16 protein-coding genes are annotated in these 16,157 nt (G+C 56.6%); 3 read left to right on the forward strand and 13 right to left on the reverse strand.

The features are described from left to right. Positions 1 to 3: 3 nt before the first annotated feature. Positions 4 to 873: an acyl-CoA thioesterase II gene (locus tag DS906_RS13170; protein ID WP_113790605.1), complete on the forward strand. Its 870-nt coding sequence runs from the start codon at positions 4 to 6 to the stop codon at positions 871 to 873. Here DS906_RS13170 and DS906_RS13175 read toward each other — a convergent pair. From DS906_RS13175 to DS906_RS13230, 12 genes are all read right to left on the reverse strand, one after another. Continuing rightward, the gene (locus DS906_RS13175; RefSeq protein WP_113790606.1) at positions 870 to 1,637 is read right to left on the reverse strand and encodes an SDR family oxidoreductase; all 768 of its coding nucleotides are present in this window, start codon (positions 1,635 to 1,637) and stop codon (positions 870 to 872) included. The genes DS906_RS13170 and DS906_RS13175 overlap by 4 nt on opposite strands. 119 nt (positions 1,638 to 1,756) lie before the next feature. Continuing rightward, complete coding sequence (locus DS906_RS13180) at positions 1,757 to 2,986, reverse strand: acyl-CoA dehydrogenase (RefSeq protein WP_113790607.1); 1,230 nt, start codon at positions 2,984 to 2,986, stop codon at positions 1,757 to 1,759. A 125-nt stretch (positions 2,987 to 3,111) separates the two neighbouring features. Continuing rightward, positions 3,112 to 3,801: a phosphate regulon transcriptional regulator PhoB gene (phoB, locus tag DS906_RS13185; RefSeq protein ID WP_113790608.1), complete on the reverse strand. Its 690-nt coding sequence runs from the start codon at positions 3,799 to 3,801 to the stop codon at positions 3,112 to 3,114. Between the two features lie 12 nt (positions 3,802 to 3,813). Next, positions 3,814 to 4,515 (reverse strand): phosphate signaling complex protein PhoU, encoded by a 702-nt coding sequence (gene phoU, locus DS906_RS13190; RefSeq protein ID WP_113790609.1) that lies wholly within the window; start codon positions 4,513 to 4,515, stop codon positions 3,814 to 3,816. A gap of 16 nt (positions 4,516 to 4,531) precedes the next feature. After that, on the reverse strand, positions 4,532 to 5,329 hold the full coding sequence (gene pstB / locus DS906_RS13195) for a phosphate ABC transporter ATP-binding protein PstB (RefSeq protein ID WP_113790735.1): 798 nt from the start codon (positions 5,327 to 5,329) through the stop codon (positions 4,532 to 4,534). A gap of 12 nt (positions 5,330 to 5,341) precedes the next feature. Further along, positions 5,342 to 6,703 carry a phosphate ABC transporter permease PstA gene (gene pstA, locus DS906_RS13200; protein WP_113790610.1) on the reverse strand — a complete coding sequence of 454 codons (1,362 nt, stop codon included), beginning with the start codon at positions 6,701 to 6,703 and terminating at the stop codon, positions 5,342 to 5,344. After that, a complete protein-coding gene (gene pstC / locus DS906_RS13205; RefSeq protein ID WP_113790611.1) occupies positions 6,700 to 8,172 on the reverse strand; it encodes a phosphate ABC transporter permease subunit PstC in 1,473 nt (490 codons plus the stop codon). The genes pstA and pstC overlap by 4 nt, the downstream gene beginning before the upstream one ends. An 82-nt stretch (positions 8,173 to 8,254) precedes the next feature. Then, positions 8,255 to 9,295 carry a substrate-binding domain-containing protein gene (locus DS906_RS13210; protein ID WP_113790612.1) on the reverse strand — a complete coding sequence of 347 codons (1,041 nt, stop codon included), beginning with the start codon at positions 9,293 to 9,295 and terminating at the stop codon, positions 8,255 to 8,257. A 192-nt stretch (positions 9,296 to 9,487) separates the two neighbouring features. Continuing rightward, the gene (locus tag DS906_RS13215) at positions 9,488 to 10,534 is read right to left on the reverse strand and encodes an ATP-binding protein (protein WP_113790613.1); all 1,047 of its coding nucleotides are present in this window, start codon (positions 10,532 to 10,534) and stop codon (positions 9,488 to 9,490) included. Positions 10,535 to 10,565: 31 nt separating this feature from the next. Continuing rightward, positions 10,566 to 11,090, reverse strand: a complete 525-nt coding sequence (locus tag DS906_RS13220) for a gamma carbonic anhydrase family protein (protein WP_113790614.1) — start codon at positions 11,088 to 11,090, stop codon at positions 10,566 to 10,568. Beyond that, complete coding sequence (gmk, locus tag DS906_RS13225; RefSeq protein WP_113790615.1) at positions 11,087 to 11,728, reverse strand: guanylate kinase; 642 nt, start codon at positions 11,726 to 11,728, stop codon at positions 11,087 to 11,089. The genes DS906_RS13220 and gmk overlap by 4 nt, the downstream gene beginning before the upstream one ends. 16 nt (positions 11,729 to 11,744) lie before the next feature. After that, positions 11,745 to 12,623: a YicC/YloC family endoribonuclease gene (locus tag DS906_RS13230; protein ID WP_233494783.1), complete on the reverse strand. Its 879-nt coding sequence runs from the start codon at positions 12,621 to 12,623 to the stop codon at positions 11,745 to 11,747. 311 nt (positions 12,624 to 12,934) lie between these two features. Here DS906_RS13230 and DS906_RS13235 point away from each other — a divergent pair, with 311 nt between their 5' ends. Continuing rightward, positions 12,935 to 13,555 carry a PAS domain-containing protein gene (locus DS906_RS13235; RefSeq protein ID WP_233494784.1) on the forward strand — a complete coding sequence of 207 codons (621 nt, stop codon included), beginning with the start codon at positions 12,935 to 12,937 and terminating at the stop codon, positions 13,553 to 13,555. A gap of 57 nt (positions 13,556 to 13,612) precedes the next feature. On the opposite strand, the gene DS906_RS13240 is transcribed toward DS906_RS13235, so the two are convergent. Further along, positions 13,613 to 14,983 carry a class II 3-deoxy-7-phosphoheptulonate synthase gene (locus DS906_RS13240; RefSeq protein ID WP_113790616.1) on the reverse strand — a complete coding sequence of 457 codons (1,371 nt, stop codon included), beginning with the start codon at positions 14,981 to 14,983 and terminating at the stop codon, positions 13,613 to 13,615. A gap of 169 nt (positions 14,984 to 15,152) precedes the next feature. Here DS906_RS13240 and DS906_RS13245 point away from each other — a divergent pair, with 169 nt between their 5' ends. Continuing rightward, on the forward strand, positions 15,153 to 16,157 hold the full coding sequence (locus DS906_RS13245; protein ID WP_113790617.1) for a GlxA family transcriptional regulator: 1,005 nt from the start codon (positions 15,153 to 15,155) through the stop codon (positions 16,155 to 16,157).

Raw genomic sequence — 16,157 nt, forward strand, 5'->3', positions numbered from 1 at the left:
CCAATGACCGAAGCAGAACGTGTCCTTCTTGACCTTTTGAACCTCGAAAGGCTCGAAGTGGATTTGTTTCGGGGCACTGGATCAGGCGGCGAAACACCGACGCGAATTTTCGGCGGGCAGGTGGTGTCGCAGGCTCTGGCGGCAGCTTACCGAACTGTCGATGATCGGTTGTGCCATTCGTTGCATGCTTATTTCATTCGTCCCGGCGATCCATCCATTCCTGTTATTTATCAAGTTGATAAAGCGCGAGACGGAGGTTCATTTACCACACGGCGTGTGGTGGCAATCCAGCATGGCAAACAGATCCTGAACGTGTCGGCTTCGTTTCACATTCAGGATGAAGGCTGGGATCATCACCACGAGATGCCCCAGATGGAAGCCCCCGAAAGTTATCCGTCGCGCACAGAACTACGCGCGAAATACGTGGATCTCGTGCCCAAACACCTGCGCGGAGAGTTGACACGCGAGCGACCTATCGAGGTCCGTGAGGCCAGCCACCTTGATCCGTTTACACCCGAAAAGACGGATGACAGAAATCAAGTCTGGTTCCGGATGCCCGGTGCCGCGGGTGCTGATGCTGCCACTCAACAATTGCTGCTGACTTACGCGTCTGACATGTATCTGATGGGATCAGGTATGCGACCGCACGGCCTCAGCTGGTTGACGGGGGAAGTCAATGCAGCCAGCCTGGATCACGCCATGTGGTTCCACGCGCCGATCCATTTCGAAAACTGGCATCTGTATTCGATGGAATCGCCGTGGAGCGGGCGAGGGCGCAACTTCAACCGAGGGTCGATCTATGCACAAGACGGCACTTTGGTTGCTTCGGTCACACAGGAAGGCCTGATGCGTAAAGCGGAGAAGAAACCTTAATCACCTTCGAAAAACTTTTGATTCAACTTGTTCATTCCTCGCAGCCAACTGTCATAATCGCTGGATTTATGCCGAATGTAATCCAACACCTGCGCATGTGGTAGCACCAGAAACTGTTCGGTTTCAATGGCTTGGAAACAGGCTTGGGCCACATCTTCAGGCTCTAGCATACCGTCGATTGACGCCACCGAATCCTCAAAGTCGCGTGTCATTTCTGATCGAACTGCTTGCGGACACAGAACGGACACGCGCAGGCCTTTGTGGCTGTATGTCAGCGACAGCCATTCGGCAAATCCCACGGCGGCGTGTTTGGAAACGCCGTATGGTGCAGCGCCGGGCTGGTTTAGCAATCCCGCGGCCGAAGCCGTTGTCATGAAATAACCGCCGCCGCGCGCGATCATAAGCGGAACCAGATAACGCGCGGTCCAGACATGCGACATGACGTTGATCTTCCAGATCCGGTCCCAGTCTTCATCCGGAGCGTCCAGACCACCAAGCGTCAGGATTCCGGCGTTTGCACAGAACAGATCAATCGGGCCAATCTCTTCTTCGACGTGATCGATCAACGCTTTGATACTTCCTTCGTCTGAAACATCGCATGTGACCGCGTGCCCGTTGATTTCCGTGGCCGCGGAACGCGCGCCTTCGGTGTCTATGTCTGCGCAAACGACTGTTGCACCTTCGCGCGCGAACCGGGTTGCCAGACCTTTGCCGATACCGTTGGCTGCACCGGTGATCACCACAGTTTTGCCATTCAAGATCATCAGGGGCTCCGAATTGGATATTTAAAGATGCAACGTAAAGCATTGGCAATATGTGGAAAACCTGAAATTGCCAATGTTATTTTTTACCATAATACAGATTATGCGGTATATGAAATATCCTAGTAGAAGGCCTGAAGACCGGTCTGCGCCCGCCCCAGGATCAACGCATGAACGTCATGCGTGCCTTCATAGGTGTTCACAGTTTCCAGATTGACCATGTGACGGATCACTTGGAATTCCAGCGAGATGCCATTGCCGCCGTGCATGTCGCGGGCATTCCGCGCGATCTCCAACGCTTTGCCGCAGTTGTTGCGCTTCACGATCGAGATCATCTCGGGCGCTGCTTCGGCCTGATCCATCAAACGGCCAACGCGCAGGCTGGCTTGCAGGCCCAGGGCGATCTCGGTTTGCATATCAGCCAATTTGCGTTGGAACAGTTGCGTCTGCGCCAGCGGCTTGTTGAACTGTTTGCGGTCCAGACCATACTGACGAGCACCGTGCCAGCAGCTTTCTGCGGCGCCCATTACGCCCCAGCTGATCCCATAACGGGCGCGATTCAGACAGCCGAACGGTCCTTTTAGGCCCTGAACATGCGGCAGCAACGCACCCTCGCCGACTTCGACGCCGTCCAGAACGATCTCACCCGTGATCGATGCCCGCAGGCTCATTTTGTTCTGAATTTTGGGCGCGCTCAGGCCTTTGAGGCCCTTGTCCAGAACAAAGCCACGGATCTTGCCGTCATGCGCGTCGGATTTGGCCCACACCACAAAGACGTCTGCGATGGGTGAATTCGAGATCCACATCTTGCTGCCGGTCAGCCGATAACCACCGTCGATCTTTTCCGCACGGGTTTTCATGCCCGCCGGGTCCGAGCCGGCATCAGGTTCTGTCAGACCAAAGCAACCGATCCATTCGCCACTGGCCAGTTTTGGAAGGTACTTCCGGCGCTGCTCTTCGCTGCCGTACGCATAGATCGGGTACATCACCAATGAGCTTTGCACCGACATCATCGAGCGATAGCCGGAATCGACACGCTCAACCTCGCGCGCGACCAGACCGTAAGACACATAACCGCCACCAAGACCGCCATATTCTTCGGGGATCGTCGTGCCCAAAAGGCCCATTTCACCCATTTCGCGGAAGATTTCCGGGTCCGTTTCCTCGTTCTGGAAGGCTTCCAGAACCCGTGGTTGAAGCTTTTCCTGACAATATGCCTGCGCACTCGCGGCGATCATGCGCTCATCTTCAGTCAGTTGATCCGCCAAACGGAACGGATCGTCCCACGAGAAAGCCCCCATCTCAGGTGCGTCTTTGGCGCGCAAAGTCGGTTTGGTGTTCGGGGCGTTCATTTTGCTTCTCCGCGTAGTGAGGTTTTTTGCAAACTACCCAACCAACGGCGCAAATAACAGCCACAGTTTCGCATCGAACCATGAGTAAACCGCATAGAACAGGGCAACGCGCCCTGCCCCAAGCTTTACCCCAGCGCGTACCCTGCGCCGCGGACCGTACGCACGGGATCTTCACCACCGTGCTGTGTCAGCGCTTTGCGCAAGCGGCCGATGTGAACGTCAACTGTTCTGGTATCGACATAGATATCGCGCCCCCAGACCCGGTCGAGCAGCTGTTCGCGGCTCCAGACACGACCCGGTTTTTCCATGAACGTGCTCAGCAGACGAAACTCGGTCGGGCCCAGTTTCAACGGCTTGCTGTTGCGGCTGACTTTGTGGGTCTCGGAATCCAGAATGATATCGGCAAACTCAAGCTTGATACCGACCGTTGCCGGGCGAACCCGGCGCAACTGTGTACGGACGCGCGCCATAAGCTCGACAATCGAATACGGCTTGACCACATAGTCATCCGCCCCGGTTTCCAAACCACGCACCTTGTCGACCTCTTCTGACCGGGCCGAAAGCATTATGATGGGGATCGACCGCGTATCCGGGCGCGTTTTAAGCCGGCGGCACACTTCGATCCCGCTGAGATTGGGCATCATCCAGTCCAAAACGATGATGTCCGGATTGTCTTCATCGACCAACAGCAACGCCTCGTCGCCATTGGCCGCCTTGGATACGCGAAACCCTTCTGCTTCGAGGTTGTAGGCCAGCACTTCACGCTGGGCCAGTTCATCCTCAACAACCAGTACCGTAGGCTGATCAGCGGACATAATCATTGTCTCCTAGGCTGTTTGCGAGGTGGTATCAGCTTTGGGACGTGCTTCCGATGGCCGTTCCCCAGTCACCAGATAGACCACTTGCTCAGCGATGGCTGTGACGTGGTCGCCCATACGTTCGATGTTCTTTGCGATGAAATGCAGGTGCATGCACGACGAGATGTTGCGTGGATCTTCGGCCATGAAGGTCAGGAACTCGCGGAACAGGCCGTTATACATCTGGTCTACTTCTTCATCCCGCTGAATCACGTCAGCGGCCAGTTCGGCGTCACGTTGAATATAAGCGTCCAACGCGTCGCGTAGCATCCGCTCAACCTCACGCGCCATACGGCGCAGGGCGGCGGCACTGCCGTTTATCTCACTGGCGTCGACCAGAACCGTGGTGCGTTTGGCAATGTTTTTGGAATAGTCGCCGATACGTTCCAGGTTGGCCGAGACCTTCAGAACCGACAGAACCAGACGAAGGTCGCCCGCTGTCGGGGCTCGCAGAGCGATCACCCGCGCGGTTTCTTCGTTGATCAGATCCTCAAGCGCATCGATGGCCTTGTCACCCTGACGCACCTCTTGGGCCAATTCGACATCCCGGGATTCAAGCGAGCGCGCGGCGTTCATGATCGCGGCCTCGACCAGACCACCCATCTTCATGATATGGGCCTGAACCGCTTCAAGGTCGCGGTCGAATGCGGATGCAATATGTTGTTCGGTCATGTTAAAATACCTGTCCTCAGCCGATACGGCCGGTGATGTAGCTTTCCGTGCGGGGGTCTTCGGGGTTGGTAAATATCTGCCCGGTCTCGCCGAATTCCACCAGATTGCCCAAATGGAAGAACGCCGTTTTCTGGCTCACCCGCGCAGCCTGTTGCATTGAGTGTGTCACGATTACCACCGAATAGCGCGAACGCAGTTCGTCGATCAGTTCCTCGACCTGAGCGGTAGCAATCGGGTCCAGCGCCGAGCATGGCTCATCCATCAGCAAAACCTCTGGTTCCGTTGCCACGGCACGGGCAATGCACAGGCGCTGTTGCTGACCACCGGACAGGCCTGTGCCGGGGGCGTCCAGGCGGTCTTTGACCTCATCCCAGATCGCAGCGCGACGCAGGGATTTCTCAACGATATCATCCAATTCAGCTTTGTTCTTTGCAAGGCCATGGATGCGCGGGCCATAGGCCACGTTGTCATAGATCGACTTGGGGAACGGGTTGGGTTTCTGAAACACCATTCCGACCTTGGCACGCAACTGCACCGGGTCGACGCGTTTGTCGTAAATGTCTTCGCCGTCCAGCAGGATATCGCCCTCGACCCGGCAGATGTCGATGGTGTCGTTCATCCGGTTGAGGCAGCGCAGAAAGGTGGACTTGCCGCAGCCCGACGGGCCGATAAAGGCCGTTACGGTCTTGTCCTCGATCTGGACGTCCACGTCCTTGATGGCGTGCGTGTCGCCGTAATAAACCTGAACGTTGTTCGCGGCGATCTTGATGGCTTTGGAGTCCACGGTTCTCTCCACTCGTGTCATATCATTCATAATGGCCCCCATTTACCAGCGGCGTTCAAAGCGGCGGCGCAGAAGTACCGCAATGGTGTTCATTGTAACGAGGAAGATCAACAGGATGATGATGCCCCCCCATGCGCGTTCGTAAAAGGCCGGGTCGGCGCGTTTGGACCATTCATAGATCTGTGCTGGCATGGCCGAGTTTGGCGACAGGAAACCCGCGACAATTCCGTCGGGCGGGTTCGAGGCGATAAAGCCCACCATCCCGATCAGCAGCAGAGGTGCGGTTTCCCCCAACGCCTGCGCCAGACCAATGATGGTGCCGGTCAGAATACCGGGCGCGGCCAACGGCAGAACGTGATGGAACACGGCCTGCATTTTCGAGGCCCCTACCCCCAGCGCCGCATCCCGGATCGACGGCGGAACCGCCTTCAGCGACGCGCGGGTCGAGATGATGATCGTCGGCAGCGTCATCAGTGTCAGCACCAGACCACCCACCAGCGGGGCCGAAGTTGGGAGATGCATGTAGTTGATGAACACAGCCAGACCCAGAATACCGAACACGATCGACGGCACCGCGGCCAGATTCGAGATGTTGACTTCGATGATATCTGTCAGCCGGTTTTGTGGCGCGAATTCCTCAAGATAGATTGAGGCCGCCACACCGATGGGCAAGGCCAGGGCCAGAACCACCAACATCATAAACAGTGAACCCAGCATGGAGACGCCGATCCCCGCGGCTTCGGGTCGCTGGTCCGACGCATCGGCGCCGAAAATGAAATCCGGGTTGAAGGCTTTGTACAGCACGCCCGCATCGCGCAACTGATCCACGAAATCCAACTGTTCGACCGAAATGCTTTTGTCGTTGGCAATCGACTCGCGGGTTACGCGGCCTTTCAAATAGCCATCGACCCGGCTGTTGACCAAAAAGCGAAAGCTGACGGTCTTACCGATCTCACCGGGGTCGGCGATGACATAGTTTCGCAACTCGGCCTGAGCTGCTTTGGACAGGATCTTGCCCATTGCCTTGGGTTTCAAGTCGGTCTGGATGCCAAACTTTTCAACTTCGCTTTCCAGCGCGGCGGCAATTAGAGGGGCATAGCCAAAGGTCGATACCTTCTTGATATCCTTGATATTGCGGTTGCCCTTTTTGTCCAGCTTGTCGGCTTTTAGTTCGACATTTAGTTCAAGAAAGCTTTGCTGAAAGGCACCGGTGCCAGCGGTGACAATATTGGTCACCAGCACAATCAGCATCAGCAAGCCGATCCCGATGGCGGCGACGCCGTACATCTTGAACCGGCTTTCAGCCGCATTGCGCCGCTTGGTCCGTGCATCCTTTTCGAACAGCGAGCCACCTTTGGGCTTCGTGGTCGGAGCAGCGTTAGGTGTTTGGGAAATATCGGTCATTCGTACTGCTCCCGGTATTTGCGTACGATGTAGAGGGCGAAGATGTTCAGCCCTAGCGTGATGATGAACAGGGTCAGACCCAGCGCAAAGGCCACCAGCGTTTCGGGGCTGGCAAAATCGGTATCGCCGGTCAGCTGGCTGACAATCCGCGTGGTGATGGTGGTCATCGCCTCGAACGGGTTGCCCGAGAATTTGGCAATCGCACCGGCGGCCATCACAACAATCATCGTTTCACCGATGGCCCGGCTTGCCGCCAGAAGGATCGCACCGACGATACCCGGCAAGGCGGCCGGCAGGATCACATTGCGCACGGTTTCCGAATGCGTCGCGCCCAGACCCAGCGAGCCGTCGCGCATGGTTTGTGGCACCGCGTTGATAATGTCGTCCGACAGTGACGAGACAAACGGGATCAGCATGATCCCCATAACCAACCCGGCAGTCAGAACCGCGTTCGAGCTGGCCATCCAGTCCACACCCAGTATGCCGCCATCGCCGAACATCGACACCAAGGCCGGACCCACAGTCAGCAAAGCAAACAGACCGTAAACGATGGTCGGGATACCGGCGAGGATTTCCAACAGCGGCTTGGCGATGGACCGCGTTATGCCCGAGGCATACTCGGACAGGTAAATCGCGGCGAACAGTCCAATCGGGACCGCCACAAGCAGCGCGATCACTGAAATGTACAGCGTGCCCCACAACAGTGGCAGGATCGACAGCTCACTGCCGCCACGAAAGTTCGGGGCCCATGTGCTGCCAAAAAAGAAATCCTTCCACGAATGCAGCTGGAAGAAGTTCATCGTCTCAAACAGCATCGACAGAACAATGCCGATGGTTGTCAGGATCGCAATCGACGCGGCCAGCAATAGCAGGGCCAGAACCCCCTGCTCTACCACGTTACGAGCCCGGAATTCCTTGTGCGTACGCACATAGGCAAAGGCAGCCCCAAGCAGCGCCAACGCCAAAACCACGACCTGCATCGCAACTGTCCCTGAGGACGTCATGCTGCGGAACTTCTGTGCCGCAACCAAAATCGGCTGCGTGACGTCCTGCGTCAGAATCTGGCCTGCGTCTTTCAGCGTTTTAGTCAGCGCATCAGTATCCGCATTGCCGTTTCGGGCTTGAGTTTCGGTCATCGCACCGCTGGCGACAGCGCCGTCCAGGCCGTAGGCGACACGGCGCACTTCGCTCATGATCAGGCCGCGATCCGACCCCTCGAGCAATGCCTGATCGGGAATAAGGCCGGATACCGTGCTGTTTACGATCATCGGTTGGGCAAGAAGCCAGACGATCAGCACCCCAACTGCGGGAACCAGAGCCGTCAGCGCGACGTTGTAGCCGTAGTAAGACGGTAAAGAATGCAAATCGCGGACGTTACCACCCGCACTTGCCAAAGCGCGGGACCGACCCGCAAAAAATCCGATCACTGCCAGCGCAAGCAGGATAAGCAACAGCCAGGATAACGCCATGAGAACTCCGTGGGGATGGCAGAGATGGAGTCAAAAAGAACCGGGGCGTGAAAAACCGCCCCGGTTCCGTTCGTAATTGTGATTAGGAACCACTGCCCAGCGTGGTTTCGTTGGCAACCGCTTCCTGTACATTGACCAGCTCAGGGTCAGATACCAGGCCGTATTCTGCCAGCGGACCGTCGGGGCCTGCGATCTCGTCAGCGACGAAGAACTCAGCGTATTCTTTCAGGCCGGGGATCACGCCGATATGGGCTTTCTTCACGTAGAAGAACAGCGGGCGCGAAACCGGATATTCGCCGGTTGCAATCGACTCGGTCGACGGAACAACGTCGGACATGGTTGCGACCTGCAGCTTGTCGGTGTTGTTCTCGTAGAACGCCAGACCAAAAACGCCGATGCCGTCCTTGTTGCTGTCGATACGGGCCAGAGTTTCGGTGTAGTCACCGTCGATGTCGACCGAAACACCGTCGGTGCGCAGAGCGATACAGGCTTTCTCGGCGGCTTTCTTATCGTCGCCATTGGCCGCTTTGTAGACGTCGAAATCTCCCAGATGCTCACAACCAGCCAGGATCACTTTGTCCTCGAACACTTCACGTGTGCCGTGCTTGGTGCCCGGGATGAAGGCCGCGATCGGCTGTGCCGGGAAGTCTGGGTTTACGTCGGCCCAGGTTTTATTCGGGTTGTCGACCAGTTCTCCGTCAACAACGATCTGTGCGGACAGGGCTTTGTACCAGTCTTCCGGCGTGAACTCGAACGAGTTGCCGTTGATGTCGGATGCGAAGACGATGCCATCATAACCGATCTGAACTTCGATGATGTCGGTCACGCCGTTTTCAGCGCAGGCTTTGATTTCTTTTTCACGGATCTGGCGCGATGCGTTCGCAACGTCGATGGTGTTTTCGCCAACACCTTCACAGAAACGCTTCAGACCTGCCGAGGAACCACCCGATTCAACAACCGGTGTCGGGAAGTCAAAATTCTCACCGAAGGCTTCTGCTACAATCGAGGCGTATGGCAGCACGGTTGAAGAACCCGCAACCTGAACCTGATCACGAGCGGCGGCCGCGGTGGCCGATACAGCAGCAATGGTAAGCGCCGAAGCCGACAGTTTTACAAAGGACATTTCAGTCTCCCTGAAAAGATAAATTGTGATCACCCCATGATGATCTGCGAGAACTCCTAAAAGCCGTGCGTAAGCCTTTTGTGACAAGTACGTAACGGTTTTATGACACGTAACGATTTTCTTAAGTTTTCTTAACTGGACAGTGCGGAACACCGCGCGCGTCTGAAATGAACCTGCGTCATAGGCCGAAAATCAGTGCGGCAAAATCACTGTAAATACAGAGCCTTTGCCCAGGTCGCTTTCGACCCGCAACCGCCCCCTGTGGCGGTTTACAATATGTTTTACAATCGCAAGGCCCAGCCCTGTACCGCCTAGCTCGCGGGATCTGTGACTGTCGGCGCGATAGAATCGCTCAGTCAGGCGTGGCAGATGTACGGCATCAATGCCCGGGCCTTTGTCTGCGATCTGTACCCGAACCGCAGGGCCGCGCATCGCGGTGTCGCGCTCGGATGCCTGAATGCGCACATCAACACTACCGCCGCTCCCACCATATTTGATGGCGTTCTCGATCAGGTTCGTGAACACTTGGCGCAGTTGGTCGCTGTCTCCGGTCACCGAAATTGGCCCCGAAGACGTATCCAATGTCAGGTCCACATTTGCAGCCTCGGCCAGAGGACGCAGCGTTGTCAGCGTAGATTGCAGCAGGCCCGTCAGATCAAGCTGCTCCCTGGGGCGAACCCGCTCTTCGCTCTCGACCCGGTTCAGAGATAGCAGATCGCCGACCAGCCGGTTCATCCGATTGGCTTCGTCGGTCATGATCTGCAGAAACCGCTCACGGGCGGCTGCATCGTCTCGCGCTGGACCGCGCAATGTTTCTATGAATCCCATCAGAGCGGTCAGAGGTGTACGCAATTCGTGGCTGACATTTGCCACGAAGTCGCGTCTCATTTGTCCGGCCTGTTCCAGATGTGTGACGTCTTGGAAAACGACCATCACTGCACCGCCCTCCACCGCGCCCACACCGTTCATGTAACGGCATTGCACTTCAAAAGTGGTGTCCTGAGCACCATCATTGGACAGATGGCGCGTTTTAGCTGGGCCCTTGCTGCGCAGGCTCTGCTCCATCGCATCGATGACTTGCGGCTGCCGAAGGATCGTCGCGAAATGACGGCCTTCAATGTTTTGACCCAGCAATGTTCTGGCTTCGGTGTTGGCCGCTATGATGCGCTCGGTCTGATCAACCATAAGCGTGGGCATTGGAATGGCCGACACAATTTCAGCAAGCAGGTCGTTTGGCATTTCCGTCACTCTTGATGCGTTTGGAATCAACCTAGGACACAGGTTTCAAAGTTTTGCGAAACGCGCGCATATTCTGCTGATAGTGAAGCGCGCTGAAGGTGATTTTTTGCGCTGCCGCCGCATCCAGTTCCCGCACAACTTTGCCCGGCGACCCCATGACCAGAGAATTATCGGGTATCTCTTTGCCTTCCGTAATCAGGGCGCCGGCACCGATCAGGCAGTTTTTCCCGATCTTCGCCCCATTCAGAACAATCGCGCCCATTCCGATCAGCGTGTTTTCCCCGATCGTGCAGCCATGCAGCATGACCTTGTGTCCGATGGTGCAGTTTTTACCAATGGTCAGCGGATACCCGGCGTCGATATGCATGACGCAGTTTTCCTGGACGTTACTACCCTCGCCCACGCGAATCTCTTCGTGGTCGGCGCGGATGGTGCAGCCGAACCAGACCGAGGCTCCCTGTTCCAGAACGACTTTCCCAATCAGGTTGGCGTCCGGCGCAACCCAGGTGTCTTCGTGGATTTGCGGAACGTTTTCACCCAAAGCGTAAATGGTCATGCCAAACCCTCAAATTCGTTTTGCAACGTGCGGACATGGTTTTGCAGGCTGGGCTGCTGGATGCGGCGCATGCGTTCTGCACTGACGATGGTTTTCAGCTTTTCCTCGGTGGCATCCAGATCATCATTGATCAGAACATAGTCATAATAGCCCCAGTGGCTGATCTCATCCCAGCTTTTAAACATCCGTTTTTCGATCACGTCTTCACTGTCCTGACCGCGGCCTTCCAGCCTGCGACGCAGTTCGGGGATCGACGGAGGCAAGATAAAGATCGACAGGGCGTGCTTGCCCAGATCCGAATTGCGAATTTGCACCTCACCTTGCCAGTCCACGTCAAACAAAACGTCTTTGCCGCTGTTAATGGACTCGCGTACCGGACCCGCAGGTGAGCCGTAGAAATTGCCGAACACGTGCGCATGTTCCAGCATTTGTCCCTCGGACACCTGCTGCCGGAACGCATCTTCACTAAGGAAGTAATACTCGCGCCCGTCTTGTTCCCCCGAACGTGGCGCGCGGGTGGTGGCCGAGACCGAAAACTCAAGCTCAGAGTCCCATTGCATCAGCCGCTTGGCCAGGGTCGATTTACCGGCGCCTGAAGGCGAGGACAGAATGATTAATAGGCCGCGTCGATCCGCCATTTGGGCGCTCCTGTGGTTATTCTACGTTCTGCACTTGCTCGCGCATCTGATCTATTACGGCTTTCAACTCAAGGCCTACAGCTGTCAACTCCGCGCTTTGCGCCTTTGAGCATAAAGTATTGGCCTCGCGGTTGAACTCCTGCATCAGGAAATCCAGCTTACGACCGACCGCCGCGTCCTGCGCCAGCAGATCCCGCGCCGCCACGACATGCGCTTTCAGGCGATCAATCTCTTCGGTGATGTCCGCCTTGACGGTGATTAACGCCAATTCCTGCGCTACGCGGTCCGGGTCAGCCCCCTGCGCGTTGTCCATCACCCGCGCCAGATTATCTCGCAGCGCCTCGGCCATCTTTTCCTTGCGCTGCTCTGCCAGCTTTGCTGCCTGGACGGTCAGTGAAGCCACCTGCCCTAGTTGATCATCCAGAACAGTTGCCAGCGCCCGCCCCTCAGACTGGCGCATTTCTATGAATTCGCCCAATAGGGCACTGAACTCTGTCGTCAGTTGGCTAACCAACGGGCCCGGGTCATCCCCATCACTGCCCGCATCCAACATACCCTTGAGCGAGATCAGATCAGCGGCCGTCGAGGGCCCAAGGGTTACGTCCCGCGCAATGGCCATTTCCTGCGTTCGCGCCACAGCCTCAAGAACGGCAACCATCGCAGCTTCGTTCAGGACCAGGTCTGCCTGCGTCTCATCTCGGCTGAGGCGCAAGGACAATGTCACATTGCCTCGGCTTAGTTGTTTCGACAGGGCGACGCGCAACGCAGCCTCAAGCCCGGTCAACCAATCAGGAACACGCAGGCGCATGTCCAGCCCCTTGCCGTTCACGCTGCGCAACTCCCACGTCCAGCTATGCGGCCCAAACGCCCCTTTGCCCGAGGCGAAACCCGTCATGGATTTTATCATGCCTGCCCTTTCCATAGCTGCCCGTTTTCAGTTTGCTGGGCGCACCTAATGCGAACTGCGCGTACAGGGCAAGAGTTTGCTGACTCTGCCTTTGTCCGTCAGTTGTTAACCAATCGTTAAAGATTTGCTCCAAAATTGAATCAACCTGCGTCAGTCTTACACCTGCGAACACTGGTCTCGGATAGGGGGCCCCAGTACTTCGCATTTTGTGAAAATGACGGTCGATAGGCGCCAGGGTGATAATGATGAAAACCTTTTTCGGGAACGGTTTCGGGTCAAGTTTTGGAAAGATCGTCTCTATGGATCGTTTTGACAGCGGGCGCAGCCTTTCGCCCATCCGGCAGGCCGAGGCGTATTGGACGGCACTTTTGAGAGGTGACGGGGTCCCCATGCGGTCGCACATCGACCCGCGCGGGCTTGAGAACATTTTGGAATACACTTTCGTTCTGGAACGCATCGCCCCCGGGCTTACCCGGTTCCGTCTGGCTGGGAGGCATCTGAACCAACTGGCCGGGATGGAAGTGCGCGGCATGCCGCTGACCTCCTTCTTTGAACCCGGCGCGCGGGACCAGATCAAGACAGTTTCAGAACAGGTATTCGCACAGCCAGCAATCGCCAATCTGACCCTAGATTCATCGGGCCGGTTGGGGCGTGTTCAATTACAGGCCCGCATGCTTTTATTGCCGCTGAAAAGTGATCTGGGTGATGTCAGCCGCATTCTGGGCGTAATGGTCAGCGACGGCGTAATCGGTGCAACACCCCGACGGTTCACAATCTCTGAAACCAGCTTGCGTCCGGTGTCGGATGTGCAGATTCCCAAACAACCGTCGCAAACGGTCGAGGCCGGTTTCGCAGAAGATCAGAAAAAATTTGACCGTCCCGGTTCACATCTGAGGCTGGTTGTGTCGCGCGACGACTAATCACAAACAAAAAAGGCGGACCTGTGCAGCCCGCCTTTTCGTTGATTTTCGACAACCTTAACCGGCTGCGCGCTTTTTGCGGTCGCGGCGCAAGTTGGTCAGTTCTTCTGCGACCAGGAATGCCAGTTCCAAGGACTGCGATGCGTTCAGGCGCGGGTCGCATGCTGTGTGGTAACGATCTGACAGGTCCTCTTCGGTCACCGCGCGCACGCCGCCGGTGCATTCGGTGACGTCCAGACCGGTCATCTCAAAATGCACACCGCCGGGAACCGTGCCTTCGGCCTGATGGACGCCAAAGAAGTCGCGTACCTCACGCAGGACCGAATCGAACGGACGGGTTTTGTACCCGGTTGCCGACTTGATCGTGTTGCCATGCATCGGGTCGCAAACCCAGGTGACCTTGGCGCCCTCTTCCTTAACTGCCTTGACCAGGCGCGGCAGGTGTTCGCCTGCCTTGCCTGCGCCAAACCGTGCGATCAGGGTCAGGCGACCCTCTTCGTTTTCCGGGTTCAGCTTGGCCATCAGAACCTTGAGGTCCTCGGCTGTCGTGGTCGGGCCGCATTTCAGACCAATCGGGTTCAGTACACCGCTGCAGAATTCCACATGCGCACCGTCTGGCTGACGCGTACGGTCGCCGATCCAGATCATGTGGCCGGACCCTGCCAACCAGTTGCCAGAAGTCGAATCGAGACGGGTCAGCGCCTCTTCGTATTCCAGCAGCAGGCCTTCGTGGCTGGTGTAAAACTCCACGGTTGAGAACTCATGCGTAGTGTCCGCTGTGATTCCGGCGGCATCCATGAAGTCGATCGTGTCTTGAATACGGTCAGCGATTTCCGAGTATTTCTGAACATCCTGCTCATCCGTGAAGCCCAATGTCCACGAATGCACCATGCTCATATCGGCGAATCCGCCGGTCGAGAATGCACGCAACAGGTTCAAGGTTGCGGCAGCTTGCGTGTAGGCTTGCAGCATCTTGCTGGGGTTCGGGATGCGGGCTTCGGGGGTGAATGCCAGCTCGTTGATGATGTCACCGCGGTAGCTGGGCAGCTCAACACCGTCCAAAACTTCGGTTGGCGCACTGCGCGGCTTGGCAAACTGGCCCGCCATGCGGCCCACTTTGACCACGGGCACCTTGGCACCATAGGTCAGTACCATCGCCATCTGCAGCATCACCTTAAAGGTGTCACGAATTGCATCCGCGCTGAATTGTTCAAAGCTTTCAGCACAGTCCCCGCCCTGCAACAGGAAGGCCTCGCCGCGACCGGCCGCACCCAGATGTTGCTTGAGACGCCGTGCTTCGCCAGCAAAGACCAGCGGGGGATACTGAGAAAGCTGAGCCTCGACTTTGGCCAACGCGGCCGCATCGATATAGTCTGGCATCTGAACCCGGGGCTTGTTGCGCCAGTTCGTTTTTTGCCATTCGGTCATAGCTTTGATCTCCGCTGAAGTAGTCAGGTCGTCTCTATACAAAATGCATTGAAGAGTGACCATATACGATTTGCGCCTCTTGACGGGGGAAACAAGCTTTGATCATGGTGGCTGGCAACAACGACGCCGGACGCGACGTAACAACGCGCCGAATCAAGGACACCAAGCCATGCAAGAGCAACGCCAAGTTGTCACAGTGGAAGGCGCTGAGGCCAATCCTCGGCATTTCGTATTTGTCCTTTTGGACAAGTTTTCCCTGCTGTCTTTTGCCTCGGCACTGGACAGCCTGCGGATTGCCAACCGCATGGCAGACAAAGAACTCTACACGTGGACGCTAGCTGGTGAAGGTGGTGATACGGTCAGTTGTTCTGCCGGGACTACCTTTAACGTTGAAACCGACTTGGTCGAACTGCAACGCGATGACATGGTCTTGATCTGCGGCGGCGTCGACGTGCAACTGGCGACAACAAAGAAAGTGCTGAACTGGGTCCGTCGTGAAGCGCGGCGCGGTTTGCGCATCGGCGGTCTGTGTACAGCAGCCTTTACGTTGGCCAAGGCCGGATTGCTGGACGGAAAACGTGCAACGATCCACTGGGAAAACTCGGACAGCTTTATCGAAGAGTTCGACGAGGTTGAACTGACCAAATCAGTGTTTCAGATCGACGGTAACCGGATGACGACTGCGGGCGGCACGTCCTCAATCGACCTGATGCTCAAGATCATTGCCGATGATTATGGTGAGGATCTGGCGAACGCCGTGGCGGACCAGATGATCTATTCCTCGATCCGTACCGATCAGGACACACAGCGCCTGTCGACCCCGACCCGGATTGGTGTACGTCATCCCAAGTTGAGCCAGGTCATCCTGATGATGGAAAAGAACATCGAAGAGCCAATTTCGCCTTCGATTCTGGCGAAGGATGTCGGCATGTCCACGCGCCAGCTGGAACGCCTGTTCCGGCGCTACCTCAGCCGCTCGCCCAAGCGATACTATATGGAGCTGCGCCTACACAAAGCGCGCAACCTGCTGATGCAGACAGAAATGAGCGTGATCAACGTGGCTCTGGCTTGTGGCTTTGCCTCGCCCAGCCATTTCTCAAAATGCTACCGGGCTCATTACAACACCACGCCTTACCGTGAGCGTGGTGCTCAAAGCGGCCGGCTTTCGGTCTGA

It is taken from the genome of Ruegeria sp. A3M17 (assembly GCF_003318255.1).
Lineage (GTDB): Bacteria > Pseudomonadota > Alphaproteobacteria > Rhodobacterales > Rhodobacteraceae > Ruegeria.